The organism is Bacillus sp. AC266 (genome assembly GCF_979253805.1).
In genome coordinates, this window is the sequence record NZ_CEEDEC010000006.1 from 313,345 (window position 1) to 330,818 (window position 17,474).

A 17,474-nucleotide genomic window follows, 5' to 3' on the forward strand; every position below is an offset into this window, starting at 1 on the left:
TATATGTGTCGGATTACACATATAAAGTAATATTTTCAATCTAAATTTGAAGAAGAAATAAAATTAATCAATAAGTTATATAAGCATGAGCATCCAATTATAAAGAAAGGACTAAAATCTTATGACAAAAAATAATTCAAGTATTCCAGAAAATGAATTTTCAACCTTATTAATGAGTGAAAATGAACAAGTTGGACTTCTTAATAAACTTAATAAAAATAGAGGTATGATTGAAAAAGATACAAAAAAATACTTTGATGAAGATGCGGAGAAAAGCATTTTAGCAACTTATTATAAAACGATTAATTTCGAGCAATTAAAACCAAATGAATTATTTAAGGCTCTGCAATCCTTAATAGAAAGTACACATAAACCCGTCAAATATAATCCCGCACAATATTTATATAATTGGGTCGATTTACAAGAAGACGGAAAATTGAAAAGTATCTACTCTGGAAACATAAGAAACCCAGAAGAAGTTATTGCTGAAGACTTTGAAATAATCACCAAACGAAAAAATGAATTAGATTCACTTCTTACTAATCAATCATTAACTGAAAATGAGTTAGAAACCCAAAAAAAGCGAATTGAAGAAAATAATAAATTGAACTGTGAACATGTAGTACCACAATCGTGGTTTCATAAACAGGAGCCAATGAGAGGTGATTTACATCATTTATTCGCATGTGATCCACAATGTAACTCGATGAGAAGTAATTATCCTTATCATGATTTCCCAGATTTTGAAAGGGGTATTGAGCTGAAATTAATTAGACAAAAGTGTGGAAAATTAGAGGAAAGTTTGTTCGAACCTGAATACGCTAAAGGTATAGTAGCTCGAGCTACTTTATACTTTTTACTAAGATATCCAGATAAAATTACAAATGACAAAGAAAAAAACATAGACATTGAATTATTACTTAAATGGCATGAACAATATCCAGTAAGTATTTATGAAAGGCATCGAAATCAAAGTATTCAAGACACTCAAGGGAATAGAAACCCCCTTATTGATTTTCCCAATTATACTCATAAAATTGATTTTTCATTAATTTCTATTTAAATTTTTTTATATACCGGATAAATCTCGGCTGAAAAATCTTAATACTTGCTCCCTTTCCTTTTTAAGGTGGGAGCTTTTTTGTTTTAAAAACAAACTAAACATAAACTTTTTAATAATTATATACAGAAAAACATAGTACTTAATTATTTCTACGGTTTTTATTTATCTATATTTTTAAATCGAACTCCAGCTAATGGATAATAGCTCTTTAAAATACTTAGATAATCAATACCTTGATCAACAAGGTACATGCTTCCCCATCTACAGAAGTATTCATTTGAATAATTTCGTATCCCACTACTAAATACGATTAACACTGGTTCAACACTATACAGTTTTGCAATGTATTGATTAAATATCGCATCAATAACCTCATCTATTTCAAAAAAGTATTTCTGCCATAATTAAAGATTGATCCAATAGTGACAAGCTACTGATTGTAAACCCTCTATCAAAATAATACTTTATATATACAATTCAATACAAGCGACGTCATACAAACAATATTAGACTTTAAAGCTTCTTTCAGCCAGTTTGGGTATAATTCTGAAGCGCTATCATTTTTTATATATTCTTTAAAAACGACTTTGTATCTTGGGGCTACTTCAATGTGCGGTATTTGTAAATTATACACAAGTGACGGAAGATCCGAAGAATACATAGAGTATGGCTGAAATTGTCTTTCTAAATGCGGTTTAGTTAATTTATGCTGAGGTACATCAATAATTTAAATTGATTGCAGCTCTCCTTTCGATTAATAGGAAGCATTTCTACTCTTTGTTTTGCTGTAGTTCCCGCAAAGATTTGTACACCTCTAATTACTTTTACACCATAGTTTGGCGCTTCAATTGTACGGATATATTCTGAATGAGGTTTAGGACCTGAAGGTTCTGAAGCATATTCTGAGGAACTGATAGAAAAATGACCCTTGTTAAACCAAAATGCTAATTACGTTAATGAAATATTTTCTGTTAAGTTAAAAAAGAACCCTACATTTCTTAAGATTACTTATGCCAGGTATATTTATTTCTAAATTTTTCTTCATAATACCTATGTTTTTCATTACGCAACCTCCAAATTAGATTTAACATAAGGTATTATGTCCCTCAAAAAGAACTATTTCCAACCAATATTTTCACTTACAGCTATAACAATAATGTAGTTTGAAAATATTTCAGTCAACCTCCTGGAAATGGTATAAATTATAACAAAGTCTAGATTTTCAATATGTTATACTTTTACATCAACTTTAGAAAGTCAACCTAGTATAAAAATACTTGCTACTAATATTCGCTTCTATTTCTATATGTTTTCATCCCTTATCAATACACTACTAAATACTAATTGTTAAAGATCTAACCCCATTTAATCTAATGTTGTACCCAAAGGTGAGTTGTTATTCCTTGAACACATTGATATAGGGTCATGATTTGTATCATTTTTTCATCATTAGTTATTCAGGGGAAAAGTAATAATGTTACGATACTGCTAACCAGATGGTATACTCTAAAGCTTACTGCGAACTAGAGTTATAATTTTTCTTTGTTCAGAGCATACAATTCTTGTAATTGGTGGCCACTATACTAAGAATAAATATATTATGTTTAGACACATTATAGGGGGGGATTGTGAGAATACTAGTTTATTTTTAACCTAGTGAATGCTATAAAAAAGATATATGTGTTCAAAAAAGCAACTTGACATTATTGTGAAGTTGCTTTTTCACCAAATTTTAACTTTATCCTTGATTTCTATTTGGGAAAGTTTTATAACCCTCTGTTAAATCTAACAATCCATTACCTTCGATTCTACGATCGAATCCTAATGAGACTGTACGTTTTATAAGTTGAGCATAAATTTCTGTTTCCGTCAGAGTACGTCCGAAATCATTTTCACACTGTTTAATAATAAGCGCTGAAGCGCCTGATACGTGCGGCGCTGCCATAGAAGTTCCGTTAAATGTGGCATAACCATCTTTAATTCCATCTTCATTATCCTTATTTTTAGGAACAGTCGATAAAATACCGAATCCAGGAGCTGTCAAATCATTATCTAGGTTTGTGTTTGAGAAATCCACGAATGTACGATCTAATTTAATTGCAGCTACAGATATAACCTCCGGATACTGAGCTGGATAACTATACTCATCTTTATCAGCGCTAGAATCTCCACCACCAAGGACATCTCCTTCGTTCCCAGCAGCACAAATAACTAAAATTTCATTCTTAACCGCTTCTTGTATAGCTTTATGAAGATTTATATCATTGTCTGGACTTCCAAATGACATATTTATAATACGAATATGATCTTTTTTATTATGTTCTTGATTCCATTTAATGCAGTCTTTTATAGCTGCTATTATATGTTGATTAAACGCTGTCGGTTGATTAGGATCTGCAGTTGGAGTGAACACTCTATAGATAGCAAGCCTTGCTTGAGGAGCTACACCAGAAATCCCTGTACCATTTGCTGCGATTGTTCCTGCTACATGGGTACCATGCCCTGCAATGTCAGAAAAAACAGACTCCCCCCCGTGTTCTGTAGTGTTTTTCCCAAAAAGAATACGATCTTTTAAATCGGGATGATCTTTGTCACATCCTGTGTCTAAAATAGCAACTACGACACCTTTACCTTGATCACTATCATTCCAAACTTCAGGAGCTTTAATCATATTCACTCCTGGTGGTGTTTTTTCTGCTATGTCGTCTGCTGAATCAATTGTATAAGGTGATAATCGATAAGTAGTCATTGTAAATACCTCCTTTTTTAACATTCATCGATTAGGATGCTCATTTAAATTATATTTATTCTAGATATTTGGAAGGAAAAATGAATGGATTTAAGGAATCAGACTATGCTTAAACAAAAATGATAATAGGAGAATGATTCTATGACAGTTAATATATAAAAGAATTTTTTAACCATCAGTTATTTGTATCAGAATGGGATTAAATCCACTTGTACAATACTAGCATTAGTCGGTGATGTGAATAAGAACAGCTTAATACCACTAGGTACAATTTCAACATTAAAAGTAATAATCTTGAAGAGGACATCAAGCCTATACAAGGTACGTCATCTAAACAATATTCTTATTATGAATCCAAATTATCCAAAGTTACAACATATTAGGAAAAATTCCGGAAGAATTCTATTAGCTTATATTGTATTTCTTGAAGTACGGGCAAAGTAAATTTGGTACTTGATAATCGGGACCAGGCATTCTTCGCATATTGTTGAGCATGTTCTTTATCGGATTCTGTAGAAGTCCATTGAGCACAAAACTGGTACGCGGTGAGTACATCAATAGCAGCCATTTGATTATTGATATGGCCAACTCGCATCAGGAATCGATTAAGTACTATGTTTTGATTCGTGTCTATATTTGCAACTACAGATGGATGCCATTCTGTAGCAGTTGTGAGCGACCAATTTGTATCGAAACGTAAAGTAACCGGTGTCCCAGCTGGTAAGGAGATATCGAGCTTGTATATGCTCTCTTCACTCTCCTGACTATCCTTATATGCATAGCCGGATGATACAAGTTCCGTATCATGATATGCCGAAACCTTGATTCCTTCAATAGCTTGTCCATCATACCCTTGAACTTTCCCAGAAATTCGAATAGAAATATTAATCCACCCTCTCTAAATTATGTTAAATATAAAATTCTAGCCTTTGAATATTCATAATCCGTTTGAATGTCTGTTATCGGTACTTATACTTAGTAGATCTTAGAAGAAGGTCTTCAATGTCGTTTGGCCCATAACATGAAATGCACATGACTAGGAGACCCAGTGAAGTAAAGACTTATGATAGATTCGTTACTGTAAGGATTCTTAAGTTGTTGCGCTTGCCCATGATAATGTTCCTCCTGTAAAATTCGAGTTAACTTTGACTATTTCTAAAATAACAAAGTAAATTCTTATATTTACAGATTATTCGTGTGAGCAACGTCTCTTTAGAGATTATAAAAGGACTTTTTTAGATTTCTACATAATTGTAATCCCATCAACAAATATATGATGCCATTATCATACCTATCTTAGATCTAAATTTGTCTTTATTAAGACTGGAAGCATAACATTACGCTATTTATCTATAAATAATTCTAATTATTTGACATTTCTTTGATTGCTTATTAATATAAATTACAATTTTTATTGTAATTTATCCAAACTGTTGTTTTATTCTAAGAAGTCTCCACTTTCATATCAGTATATAGACACAAAAAATTAGATAATATACGAATTTCTTTTTTAATAATACATAATTTAACACAATAATATTTGTTATTATTTTAATGTATTACAAAAAATATGGGAGTATCTTAAGGGAACCTAAAAGTCTATTTTTGCGCCTCATCAAGCAAGTTGTTAAATGCTTTTACAATACGACCTGCCTTCCATATATCTTTCACCGTATTTTCAGGATATGCGCAATACCATCCAGAAGAAGTTATCTGATGGTTAGCTATAAAATCCTTTATTGTTGGAGAATTAATACCTGGATAACCCTCAGTCTCCATAAAAAAATAATCTAGTACTTTTGGTATTTGAGTTCCAAAATCATCTATATACCCATCCCAGTCACCATCATAAGCGGTGGCAAAAAGTAGGCGTTTATCCTCGTCGAATATTACCCAACGCATATCATGCACTGTTCCTATACGTGCCATAACCTCCGCTTGATTAGGGTTTTCTCTTAATTTTTTTCTCAAATTATCTGCTCCACCTGGCTTTAGAGGGATAATTATGGTTAATTCTGAGACTTGCCCCAGACGTAAACCAGCACGACCTGCGCTTATAACTTCAAATTGATTCAGATTTTCCTCGCTCATAATAATCCTCCTTTTAAAAGATACTATATAAATTAATTACTTATTTAATTGCAAAAGCCAATTAAGTGCAGAAATACTAGGTATAAAGAAATACTCACCACCTCTTGTTATAGTGAAATTAGGTAAATTATATAAACGTTTTCTGATTGGTTTATTAGGAATAGTATATTGTCCTATCCCTATTTTATTTCCAACAACAGGATCTTCCTCGGTTGATAACTCGATAAAGTTCCCCGTGTTTAACCAATTTGACTTAATAAATTCATATTGTCGGGAGATTGAAGCACAAATACCTGTAAAAATAATTCCTCTATCTTGTCCATCATCTTCAAGTACTTCTTCTTCCAGAGGGGGGCCATATACAGTAGAACGTCTCAAAATTCTATGGATATTAATATCAACAGTGGAATCTTTTAATCCGTCTCGAGGATTCGCCCGGCGAATATGTGCGCTAAGTGGACATTTTAATCCATTTGGATCATTCCCATATGAAAATGCATTTTGGAGTTTAACATTTCCATTTAATTTTACATTATCTTTGTCTGGCGAAAGTGACAATGGTACCCCACTGGACCAACGACCTACCATCTTAGCTATTAAAAGTTCTTTATGCATTTTATTGGTAGAGTTTGTCTTTATATATTTTCTAAATGCAGCTACATTCATATGTAGTTTTCTTATTACTAGGTAGCTACCATTATTATGAAAAGATTCAAGTTGTGGTCCAGGATTAATATGTCCTTTTTCATCTAATTTCCCAAGAAGAAACTCTCCAGCTTTTATAGGTTTTTCAGAATCGGATGCAAGACCCTCAATAGTTGGATTGCTAATACCATCTACAAATCCCATATGTGTACGGCCATTTGGCAGTGACTCCACTTTTTGTTCGTATAATAATGAAACACCTGGTAAGTGTTCATATTTTGCACGTGTTTTTTTCATTAATTCTTGAAATAGTGTATTATTTGCAGCAAATAATACTAATGCAATATGAATATCTTTTGTCCCAAATGGAATTTCCCATGTATTTGGTGCGCTATTAGCTACATCATTTAATATATTTGCTCTTGATGCCATACCTTCTTTAAACTCGGGCGAAAAACTATTTAAAGATTCCTCTGAAATCCCGATTTTTTTTAATCCTTCATAAGTAAAAGCAATATTAACCCATAAATCCTTGGATGTAGATTTTTCATAATCTGCGGCTGTTATATCAGTTGCTATAGTTTTCAGCATTTTGATAGCATCTTTTTTTTCTTCAATTCTAATTATTATATAAGCTCCAACATATGGGCTTGGACGATCATTCAATACAATTGCTTGAATATCCTTTAAATCTGATTTATCTAGCTTCTCCCCCATAAACTCTCCCTCCTTTAGGATGGGTTTAATAAAGATTCAGAATATAAAACAACTCAATGTATAAATATTCGATTCTGGCATTCGTAAAATTCAATATAATTTATAATTTTTAAGGTAACAAGAATTGCTATATCATGTTTGAAATAAAACAAGCAGTTATTTAAATTTTCCGCTTGAATTAAATTGGATGATGGCACCTATAGTCCCAGCTCCTATTTCATGAAATTCTTTTGCTTTCCTTAGTAAGTCAAAAAGCTTCTGTTTCTTCTATATCAAGGTACAATACTTCCATTATTCTTATGAATACTTATTATCCCTACTTTCCAAAACTACTCATTATTTGTAGCGTCTAAATGCCCTTAAATCCCTTTGCTAAGAGACAATGCTGCACTGCTATGAATGAATTGAGGTACACATCACCCAAATTATTTATTCTTTTGCTACTAATTTGGACTTTAACTCTATTATCTATTCAAAAATTTTTTATCTGTTGTCTGCATATGTTATTTTTCTTAAAGTTATCGTGGAGTCTATGAACTATTGAAAGAACATGGGGTGTCCGTTCATCCAACAAATACTATACACTGGGTTAATGGATATCATAGTTTGATTTATTAAATTTTGAAAAGGAAAAAGAAACACGTACAATAGGCTTAAAAATCGGATGATACTTATGTGAAATCTATAGAAAAATGGTGTTATTTCTTTCTTGTAATTGATAAAGAAAGTTACACATTAGACATCCAACTTTATATCAACACCAGAAATAAAAACTTTAGAATAATATCACTAAAGAACTCTGTATTTCCAGCAACTTTTGTTTTATGCATAAACGCAAAAATAGTTGCAAAAAATATTCATGATTTTAGAAAATTTATTAGTTTATAATAACTAAGGAGGGTAATATATTGCAAAAAATAGCTGTTGCAATAATCCATGGTATAGGTGAACAAAGAGCTGAATTTGCAGATAAAATGATTGAAGAAATTAAAAAACTATTTGCGAGTCAACTTAATGATATAGTTGATAATCCAACGTCACAATTAGTGTTTAAACCTATCCATTGGGCAGAACTCTTTGCTGAAAGAGAAAATAAACTATTTCAAACAATTGTGTTGAATAAGAATTTACATTTCAATGATTTAAGAAATTTTGTTATTCATTATTTGGGTGATGTAATTGCATATCAACCTGTAGAGACCGCCAAGCAGAACTATGAAAGGGTCCATGAGAAAATTAAACAGAATCTAAATGAACTTGTTAACATAGCCGGAGAAAGTGCCCCACTTTGTGTAATCTCGCATAGTTTAGGTTCTGTTATTACAAGCAACTACTTCTATGATTTACAGTTCAAATTAAATGATAGAGATGCAGAAACTAATAATTTATCACCTTTAGAGAAGGGGGAAACCCTAACATTATTTTATACGTTAGGAACGACACTACCACTTTGGAGCTTAAGATATTATAATTTTAATCGCCCTATAAATATTCCTTCAGCAAAGCTTAAGGATTTTTATCCAGGTTTACAGGGTGAATGGATTAATTTTTATGATAAGGATGACATATTGGGGTATCCATTAAGAGATATTGATGAAACTTATGCAAAAGCTGTTAATGAAGACAAAGAAATTAATGTAGGAAATTTATTTACAGGCTGGAATCCATTAGCTCATAATGCATATTTTATAGACAAAGATGTAATCAATCCAATCGTAGAAGCATTAGTTCGGACATGGAAGTATGTGAATAATGTATAAGTTGTAATAAAATAATACTTATTCTATTTTAGGTTCTGGTGTAAAGTTTCTAAACAAGGAAAAGTTATATAGCGTACAATTCAAAATATAGAAAAAACGCAGTTTGGTTGCAAACTGCGTTTTTTCTTATAAAAAGCATGGATTGTTTAAATTCTTTGCATTGTACTTGAAGCATGGCGAAGGCTTTGAAATCTTGCAAAATTAGGGAAACGCCGCTTGAAATATCTAAAATCTTGAACACTTATAAAATCCTTGTTCTCTCAATGTATTATACGTACACGTTTCTAAATAAAATAATGATTTTGTTCCACTACATAATTAAGATATCTAACTTCTCTCAGTTCTATATCTTCAGGGAATATGTTTTGCTTCTTACAACGCTTGGATTGCTATAGAATATGCAACGATTAAGAAATGTAAAGTTGCTTGTTTAACTCTTGATTTACTTAGATAAAAATCAATTGCATTTTCTTCTGAATCAGCCTATCTCCAGGTACATATGGTAGGAATAACGATCCTTCAAGTATTCCTCAATTATTTATTATTTTGGATGCAGTGACAAAACTCTGTCATCGCTGCATTAACCTCTTTTATTATAAGACGCATTTCTTCATATGGTGGGACAAACTCTTGCCCAAATTCTATTGTAAAAGCATAAATTTTATTCTTACTTGAATCGACAATATGCCGACTATAGGCATAATCATCTGAAGTCGCTGATGTCGGATAGAGTCCTACTGCCTGTTGAACGGTATAAGAGGTGCCTCTTACAGCGTTAAGGGCGTTGTTCATTTTATTCGCCAAATCAAACAGAGTATTCTGATCTAATGCAGGAATAAACTCTCGATAAACTGTATCACCTTGTTTTCCACGTTTTCCATCAAAAGATGAATTACGGAAGTTTTGATTCGAATCAGTTTCTTGGTTATCATCATCACCCCAAGGATTATGTATCCGCACATGACTATGTTATATAAGCCTATTTTCCCAAAAGAAAAGCCCTATATTTATTGGACTACTAATCTCAACAAGTAGTCTCATAAATAATGGGATTATTTTAACTACTATATAACCATGTCCAGAGCAAGATATTTGTGAGAATCACCGATCCTGGCTACCAATCATAATGAATAAGTCCACTGCATTACGCTACAACAGATGTTATCGGATAGGGCACGGCCTTAATCAGAAAGATAATCGGTTCAAAAGCATTTACAATACGAGTGTAAAGTTCCCCTTCTATATAATTCTTGAACTTTTCATCATCTAATTGCACAACTTTAAATACAACATTCACATCTGGTTCAGACCCTGATACAAAACATGAGGAATATCTATAAAATTATTGAATATAATTATACTGCCAATCATAATTCCTACTCGCGCCGCCACGGGTGCGTATTTTTTTGCTTTCTTTTTGAACAATATCCCCTATTTTTGCTTTCCATTATTTATACCTATTGTGAAGTAAAGTTTGTATCAAATTTATCTAATGTTTTGGGATTTACTTTTTCTCCATCTATTGTCATCTTTATTTTTTGCTTCGAATTTGCTGTTACCACCCAAGCATTCGGTAAATAACGATCTTCATGAGATAATGTGGATGGTGAATTTATAACCTTTCCCCCTAAATATAGCGTAGCAGAAGATCCTCCATCCATAGCCATTGCATTTATTGCTCCTTTTTCATATAGAATATCTTGACACTCTTTTAACGTGGCACCTATGCTATGTGTTTGCCTACCGTCTATCACTAGAAACATTAGTGTACCATCTTCTTTTTGGGCCATAATACTTCGTGGAGCAGAGCCCCAACCACCATCCCCTTCTGTTATCATTTTTTCTCCATTTACAATTAACTGTGGCATAAATCCTGCTGCGGAAACGACTTGTTTATCCAAAAGTTGTTGGGTAGAATAATTCCCTGTTATCATTTGTCCAAAATTTGTTAAGCCCGTAATAATTGTAGGGGTATTTTTATCTATATTTGTATCAATTGCTTTCCCATTTTCTATTACTATTCCAGTTGCAACATTTCCTCCACCCCTTCCTGTTTCATCAGCAAATCCACTTGCATTCACAGCAACAAGTGAATTATTACGTTTTGCCATTACGCTAATTTTTTCTCCCCTTTTATCGCCCTGTGTCCCTTGATGGCTAACAAGTTTAACATTGAAAGGGTTACTAATAGTGACTAATTTTCCTTCGAAAAGAAAACGACTATCTTTGTTACTTTTAATCGTTTCTACATCAATTTTTAATGGCTGATTTTTTAGTTCATCTAATCTTTTTCCTGCTATTTTTTTATAAATAGCCTCATCACTGTTTGACCATTTCGGATGATTAATTCTATCTTGCAGTTTATCTAGTTCTTTTTGGGACAGGAATGTATATTTCGCATATTGTGGATGCTGAGAAGTTAGTATACTCCCAGCGATTGTTACACGAAGATCTCGGCCATAGTTAGTACCAAATAATATTCCTATGCCAATAAGCATGAAAATAGAAAAAAGAAGCAAAATTCGTTTGAAGATTTTTCTTAGATGTTTCATAGTTTTATCCTCCGGCATTAATTACATTCAATGAATCCTTTAAAATATTATTTACCTAAAGACAAAAATGTTTGTTTTCCTCATTCCCGAGTTCCCCACTATGTCTTAGCAAGCAAGGCAAAATACTTATTCTATATTTCTTATTTATTTCAGTTTATATTTACAAATTTAATAACGTTTTTGCAACCAAGAAATATATTACTAATCCTGTTCCGTCAACAAATGTTGTAATAAATGGACCAGAAACGACTGCAGGATCTAATTTAAATTTTCTCAAAATCAAAGGTAAAACAGCTGCGACAAGCGAAGCCCAAATAACAATAAATAATAAAGTGATTGCTACAACTTGTGCAACTTCTGTTCCAACCCCTAACATATAAGCACGAGTGAGCCCAGCTACCCCAAGTGCAAGTCCGAGAAGCATGCCAATTGCAAACTCCTTTTTCATTACACGGAAAATGTCTTTAAATTTCACCTCTCCAATACCAATTGCACGAGTAATTGTTGCTACAACCTGTGTTCCTGTATTCCCTCCAGTACCTACTAATAATGGAACAAAGAAAGCAAGGGCAACTACTGTTTCAATTTCGTCTTCAAAATACTTTAGTACTGTACCTGTATATGCTTCAGCAACAAAAAGAAGCAATAACCATGGTAGACGTTTTAAGAAAATGCTCCAAATACTAGATTCAAAGTAAGATTGATTTAACGGTTCACTTCCGCCTAACTTTTGGATATCTTCTGTAGCTTCTGCTTCCATAACATTCATTACGTCATCAAATGTTATAATACCAATCATTTCATTATTTGCTGTTGTTACGGGTAATGCTGCTAAATTATAATTCAGTAGCTTTTTTACAACTTCTTGCTGATCAACTTCAGGGTGTACTGAAATTACCTCTTGAATCATGATAGTAGATAATATCTCTTCATCTGCTGCTAGTAATAACTCATGTATGGAAACGATTCCCTTAAGATAACCATGACTATCAAGAACATAGATATAAGATATTGATTCTACATTTTCAGAATGCTCCCTAATGTACTTCAATGTCATTTTTACTGACCAATTCCCTCTAACTGCAACAAAATCACTTGTGACAAGACTTCCTGCCGTTTCAGGTTTGAAAGCCATTAATTTTTTTACATTATGTTTTGTAATTTTATTTAAATACGCCATTAATTTAGCTTGTTTTTCCGGATGAACCGCTAGAAGTAGATCTACTGTTTCATCAATCGGTTGTAAATCTAGTAACTTTTTAGCTTTGTTTTCAGATAATTGAATTAAGATATTATATTTTTCTTCTGTATTCAAATGTTGAAGAATTTTTGAGCTTTTTAATACAGGAATCTTATCTAGTAATATGACTTGATCTGCAATTGAAAACCGTTTTACTTCTTGCGCAATATCATACGACGGATGACGTAAAACTTTCTCTGCATCCAAATTATTTTGGGTTACAAGTAATTCATTTAATAATTTCTTCATGTTAACTCCTCCTTATATTGCTAAGGGAGACTCTAGAGTTTCATGAGTGGTTTTGTGTTATTTTATCTGTCTAAAATTTTCATTAGAGCATTAATAGTTACATTGCAATCAATTTATTATTTAGAACTACCTCCTTTTTGAATATAGACAAGATAAAAATAAATAACATTAAACAAAAAACCTTTACTCAAAAAGGAGTAAAGGTTTTTTACAATACAAATAAATGATTATTAAGACAGCTCTGCAAAAATCCCAGAGGTGCCTTTCTATCAAATCGTATACCACTCCCTCGTTGAGTTTTAGCACTGTATAGCATAGGTTTTTATAACCAGCTACATTAAAAAGGGCCTTAATCCGACCGTTCCTGTTGACCCATTGGCGTCTCTCGACATTTTTGGGCAGCAGCGTTTCTCTATACAGGAGCCTCACCTAACAAAGATTATTGAATTACTTCAAAATTTAAACCAGAATTTAATATTTGTCAACTGACTTTCAATTCGATTCATAATAAATTCTTTTTTAGAGAAATGTAATTCGATTCTATTGTAAATTTAAAATTCAACTTAAAAGATATAAAATTTATATACAATTAGTTCGAAGAAACGTTATAAAATATATGAAATTTCGTATAGGAAACTTATTGTTTATGATTAATTTGTAACTTTATAGCAGGAGTTGAATTATTAGTCATACCGTACTTCAAAAGAACATTCTTCAAAAATCTTATTTTATGATTAAAATCTTCTTTACTGTTTATCAAATTTATATGGTTAAACTACTTAATCAAATTATCCACTACAGGCCGAAAATAAGTATCTATACGAGATGATTAAATACATTTTCTTGCATTATTTCTCAAAATTCATAAAACAATAAAGAATATAAAATTAGCAATATGCTTACTTGACAAGCAAAAAAAAAATATTTATGCTGGCTACACGAAACAAATACATAAAATTTATATTGCTAAACCTGTTAGGTGAGGCTCCTATACAAACACAGGCTATTGCCCAAAAATGTCGAAAGACGCCAATGGGTAGAACAGGAATTGTCGGATTAAGGCCCTTCTTAAGATAGCTAAGTAATCAATTTCCATTACTTTACGTTGTATAGTGCCAAAGCTCTACTAGGGGGAGGAAAGCTTTATTTAGTCATGCCAATTTAAATCCCCCCTAGTATGTAACTAGGGGGGATTTTTGCGTAAGAAAACAGGGTGTAAGCTATAGAATCTTTCAAAACAAGAATACTATTTAGTAGTTGATGAGAACAAGATTCTAATCATTAGCAAATGTAATCAGGAGGATATTAAAATGAAAAAAATATTAAAACTCGATTATCTATTGCTCCTCCCTCTATTCATAACATGTACTTTAGGTATTATCATGATGTATAGCGCGAGCTCCATTGTTGCTGTTCAACATTACGGTTATAACAGTAGGCATTTTGTTGATTCTCAATTAACAAAGCTATTTTTAGGAACAATAGGGTTAATAGTTTGTGCTATTCTCCCATATGAAATATGGAAAAAACGAATAGTCTCTATCTGTATTATGGTTGGGGGAATTTTTTTATTAATTATGGTTTTGTGGAAAGGAAAAGTGGTAAATAATGCTCAATCATGGATCTTTGGAATACAGCCAGCTGAATTTCTTAAATTAGGAACAATACTTGTAACAGCCCGTTTTTTTGCATTACGACTAGAACAAGCTAAAAATATTTGGAGTGGTAGCGGAAAACTTTTATTTTTTTTAGCTGCAATTTTTTTCCTAATCTATAAACAGCCAAACTTAGGATCTGCACTTTTAATATTAGGTTTAGGTTTTAGCATATTTCTTTGCTCTGGAATAAATGTAAATCTATTAATTAAAAGAATTATAATCGGTTCTATTTTTTGGTTACCTTTTTTATACTTTTTAATTCAATTTAGTTTGTCAGAAGTTCAAAAGACACGTATTACTACAATTCTCAATCCCTTTGTTGATGCGCAAGGAAAAGGATATCAGCTTGTAAATTCTTTTATTGCCATTGGCTCTGGAGGAATTACTGGACGTGGATTCGGAAATAGCATTCAAAAAACCGGTTATCTTCCAGAACCACATACTGATTTTATAATGGCAATAGTTTCTGAAGAACTAGGGTTTATTGGTGTATTTATTATATTGGCAGGGGTTTTGACTATCGTTCTTCGTTCCTTAAAAATTGCACAACTATGTGTAGATCCATTCGGAAGTTTTATAGCAATTGGTATAGGATGTATGATTGGTATGCAATCCATTGTAAATTTAGGTGGTATTACGGGACTATTTCCTCTTACTGGTACCCCATTTCCATTTGTTAGTTTTGGTGGAAGTTCTTTAATGGTCAATTTAATAGCAATAGGAATATTGCTTAATATATCAATTTTCAATAAAATTAAGTTTGATAATTATAATATATAATTATTGCATAAATGCGATTTCATAAGTCTTGGAGTCTCTATCCAAATCACTTGCCAATTTGTAAACATGTGTACGTATATCATATTAGTATTATATCCCCCTTCTATCTATCTGTTCGTTAAATGGGAATTTAACGAACACTTGAGGAAATCAGAGTTATCCTCTTCCCCTATTGTAGAACTGTACAAGGACATGAAATTCCAAACTATTTAGACAAGAAAGTCTAAACTTAAATTTTATAGATTTACAGATTGAAATCCAATTAATTTTGTGTAAGAATGTAGGATTCTTTTAGAAAGATTTATATTTAGGGTTAATTAACTATGAGAAAATGAATTTCATGTTATTGCTAACTATAATTCCTGGATATACAAAAAGAACCGCGCATAAATTGCCCCGTTCTTTTTGAGTTAGATTTCTCAACTTGATTATCTTATTTTACATTTTCTTTAGAAGTTGCTGGTACTGAACCCTTAGGTGGATCATGAATTTGTGACAATTACAGTTTATATTAAAATGTTCACGTAAACCTAGTATGTAATACCTAGTAATAGTAAACACCATATACCTAGCATGAAAATTTGAAATTTTGGTGGTATCTCGAGTATATTAAATAGATTTATTAGTTAGTAGTAAAAAGCAAATCAGTAAAGAATGCCTCTATCTCTGTATCCTTTTTTGAAAATATCTCATGTTTTTCCACAAGTAGCAGTCTTAGAATACCATCCAATTTTTCTGAAATCTCAATAAAATCACTTTCTTCTCCTTTAACATGTTGACCATGTACCACAGTGGAACGGCATCCATAAGCCTTTTTAATAAGATCGAAATACGCTTTCTTTGATTCATCTGAAGTACCTAACATCAATGCAACACGTTCTGCAATTTTATGGCTAACCTCAGATTTATCGGTAGTAAATAGGCATTCTAAAGCATTACAATAAGAAGCAATTTTCATTGGTAATATTGCACTTAATCTTGCACCAAGCGTAAAATAATGTGCTCTATCTAATCGTTTTGATCCTTTATTTCTGAATAGTATATCTGCATCAGGATGCTTTCCTCCAAAACTCTTCTCTCCATTTTCATCGATAGAATAAGGTGTAAAATCACGAGCTGCTGATAGGATTTCATCTTTCGAAAAATTAGATACTTTTCTTTCACACGTAGAAAAGCTCATCATCTCTGACAACGAGGCTTTATAAACAAAGCCATCTTCGTAATTATTATAATATGCAAGTAAAAAACCGTCTCTTACATAGATATTGTTATCTTTTATTTTCCATAAATCATAAATAAAACTTTGAGCGAGTCTTAGATAATGAAATGTGTACATCACTCCAATTTCATCCATCTCATCTTTAGTACGGATTTGTTCAAATTCTCTATCTATGTATAAGTATGTTTTGTTATCATATTCCATTAATGAAATAATCCCAGCAGTATCCAACATTAACTTAGTATCTAGTATTTTTTTTCTCTCTTCTGGGCCATTAGAAATCCTTGCTCCTGGAAATAGTTCTATACCCCTATTAAATATGGTATCTAATTTTAAATTGAAAAGTGGTGCTATAAATCTATACTTCATCTGAAATCTCCTTTCGGTGAATACTGGTAAATTTTATGGTTACAATTAATTTTTATTTTAACATAAAAGGGCCTATCGATTAGCTATTAAGATATTTAAAGAATAAAGAAAGGAAACTAATCCCCTCTTATCTATCATAAAAACATTTTGATTATTAGCTCGTCAATTACTTTAAATATACCTTTGCTAATCTCGAAATTAACTTTCAATTTACCAACGTTGAATTTTTTTCATGTGTTCCACTTTCCTTTTCGATCTGATAAATTATTGTATTTATTATTACTGGCTATGTAGTTTTGGGTTTCTTGTCCTATGTTCAAAAAGTTTAGACTTTTATGTCTTTGTACACCTACTGTTATACTGAGGATGAAATTGGAGAAAA

General features: G+C 31.9%; 10 protein-coding genes, 2 pseudogenes and 2 riboswitches. Of the genes and pseudogenes, 3 read left to right on the plus strand and 9 right to left on the minus strand.

Annotated elements, in window-relative coordinates; genetic code table 11:
* The first annotated feature begins 121 nt into the window (after nucleotides 1-121).
* Nucleotides 122-1,063 (plus strand): endonuclease I family protein, encoded by a 942-nt coding sequence (locus AC0IXC_RS23605; RefSeq protein ID WP_471653419.1) that lies wholly within the window; start codon nucleotides 122-124, stop codon nucleotides 1,061-1,063.
* 1,738 nt (nucleotides 1,064-2,801) lie between these two features.
* Here the strand turns inward: AC0IXC_RS23605 and AC0IXC_RS23610 are convergent.
* From AC0IXC_RS23610 to AC0IXC_RS23620, 3 genes are all read right to left on the minus strand, one after another.
* Complete coding sequence (locus AC0IXC_RS23610) at nucleotides 2,802-3,812, minus strand: S8 family peptidase (protein ID WP_375866828.1); 1,011 nt, start codon at nucleotides 3,810-3,812, stop codon at nucleotides 2,802-2,804.
* A gap of 1,599 nt (nucleotides 3,813-5,411) precedes the next feature.
* Nucleotides 5,412-5,903 (minus strand): hypothetical protein, encoded by a 492-nt coding sequence (locus AC0IXC_RS23615; protein ID WP_471653420.1) that lies wholly within the window; start codon nucleotides 5,901-5,903, stop codon nucleotides 5,412-5,414.
* A 36-nt stretch (nucleotides 5,904-5,939) separates the two neighbouring features.
* A complete protein-coding gene (locus AC0IXC_RS23620) occupies nucleotides 5,940-7,265 on the minus strand; it encodes a Dyp-type peroxidase (RefSeq protein WP_471653421.1) in 1,326 nt (441 codons plus the stop codon).
* Between the two features lie 908 nt (nucleotides 7,266-8,173).
* On the opposite strand from AC0IXC_RS23620, the gene AC0IXC_RS23625 reads away from it, so the two are divergent.
* A complete protein-coding gene (locus tag AC0IXC_RS23625; RefSeq protein ID WP_471653422.1) occupies nucleotides 8,174-9,025 on the plus strand; it encodes a chemotaxis protein in 852 nt (283 codons plus the stop codon).
* An 80-nt stretch (nucleotides 9,026-9,105) separates the two neighbouring features.
* On the opposite strand, the pseudogene AC0IXC_RS23630 reads toward AC0IXC_RS23625, so the two are convergent.
* The 5 genes and pseudogenes from AC0IXC_RS23630 to mgtE all read right to left on the minus strand — a co-directional run.
* Nucleotides 9,106-9,304 (minus strand): annotated as a pseudogene (locus AC0IXC_RS23630) (IS6 family transposase); the annotation flags it as partial.
* Between the two features lie 8 nt (nucleotides 9,305-9,312).
* A pseudogene (locus AC0IXC_RS23635) lies at nucleotides 9,313-9,505 on the minus strand (IS6 family transposase); the annotation flags it as partial.
* A 54-nt stretch (nucleotides 9,506-9,559) separates the two neighbouring features.
* Entirely contained in the window at nucleotides 9,560-9,985 is a 426-nt protein-coding gene (locus tag AC0IXC_RS23640) for a M14 family zinc carboxypeptidase (RefSeq protein WP_471653423.1), read from the minus strand.
* Between the two features lie 497 nt (nucleotides 9,986-10,482).
* A complete protein-coding gene (locus tag AC0IXC_RS23645; RefSeq protein WP_471653424.1) occupies nucleotides 10,483-11,577 on the minus strand; it encodes a phosphodiester glycosidase family protein in 1,095 nt (364 codons plus the stop codon).
* Nucleotides 11,578-11,737: 160 nt separating this feature from the next.
* On the minus strand, nucleotides 11,738-13,066 hold the full coding sequence (mgtE, locus tag AC0IXC_RS23650; RefSeq protein WP_471653425.1) for a magnesium transporter: 1,329 nt from the start codon (nucleotides 13,064-13,066) through the stop codon (nucleotides 11,738-11,740).
* Between the two features lie 276 nt (nucleotides 13,067-13,342).
* A riboswitch (M-box (ykoK) riboswitch) is annotated at nucleotides 13,343-13,510 on the minus strand.
* 520 nt (nucleotides 13,511-14,030) lie between these two features.
* A riboswitch (M-box (ykoK) riboswitch) is annotated at nucleotides 14,031-14,207 on the plus strand.
* A 169-nt stretch (nucleotides 14,208-14,376) separates the two neighbouring features.
* On the opposite strand from mgtE, the gene AC0IXC_RS23655 reads away from it, so the two are divergent.
* Complete coding sequence (locus AC0IXC_RS23655) at nucleotides 14,377-15,504, plus strand: FtsW/RodA/SpoVE family cell cycle protein (protein WP_326997568.1); 1,128 nt, start codon at nucleotides 14,377-14,379, stop codon at nucleotides 15,502-15,504.
* A gap of 622 nt (nucleotides 15,505-16,126) precedes the next feature.
* Here the strand turns inward: AC0IXC_RS23655 and AC0IXC_RS23660 are convergent.
* Nucleotides 16,127-17,092, minus strand: coding sequence for a hypothetical protein (locus AC0IXC_RS23660; protein ID WP_471653426.1), 966 nt, complete (start codon nucleotides 17,090-17,092; stop codon nucleotides 16,127-16,129).
* Nucleotides 17,093-17,474: the final 382 nt, after the last annotated feature.

Excerpts from the sequence above, each read along its gene's own strand:
- AC0IXC_RS23605 (WP_471653419.1), top strand. The coding sequence starts at position 122 with ATGACAAAAAATAATTCAAGTATTCCAGAAAATGAATTTTCAACCTTA.
- AC0IXC_RS23610 (WP_375866828.1), bottom strand. The coding sequence starts at position 3,812 with ATGACTACTTATCGATTATCACCTTATACAATTGATTCAGCAGACGAC.
- AC0IXC_RS23615 (WP_471653420.1), bottom strand. The coding sequence starts at position 5,903 with ATGAGCGAGGAAAATCTGAATCAATTTGAAGTTATAAGCGCAGGTCGT.
- AC0IXC_RS23620 (WP_471653421.1), bottom strand. The coding sequence starts at position 7,265 with ATGGGGGAGAAGCTAGATAAATCAGATTTAAAGGATATTCAAGCAATT.
- AC0IXC_RS23645 (WP_471653424.1), bottom strand. The coding sequence starts at position 11,577 with ATGAAACATCTAAGAAAAATCTTCAAACGAATTTTGCTTCTTTTTTCT.
- mgtE (WP_471653425.1), bottom strand. The coding sequence starts at position 13,066 with ATGAAGAAATTATTAAATGAATTACTTGTAACCCAAAATAATTTGGAT.
- AC0IXC_RS23655 (WP_326997568.1), top strand. The coding sequence starts at position 14,377 with ATGAAAAAAATATTAAAACTCGATTATCTATTGCTCCTCCCTCTATTC.
- AC0IXC_RS23660 (WP_471653426.1), bottom strand. The coding sequence starts at position 17,092 with ATGAAGTATAGATTTATAGCACCACTTTTCAATTTAAAATTAGATACC.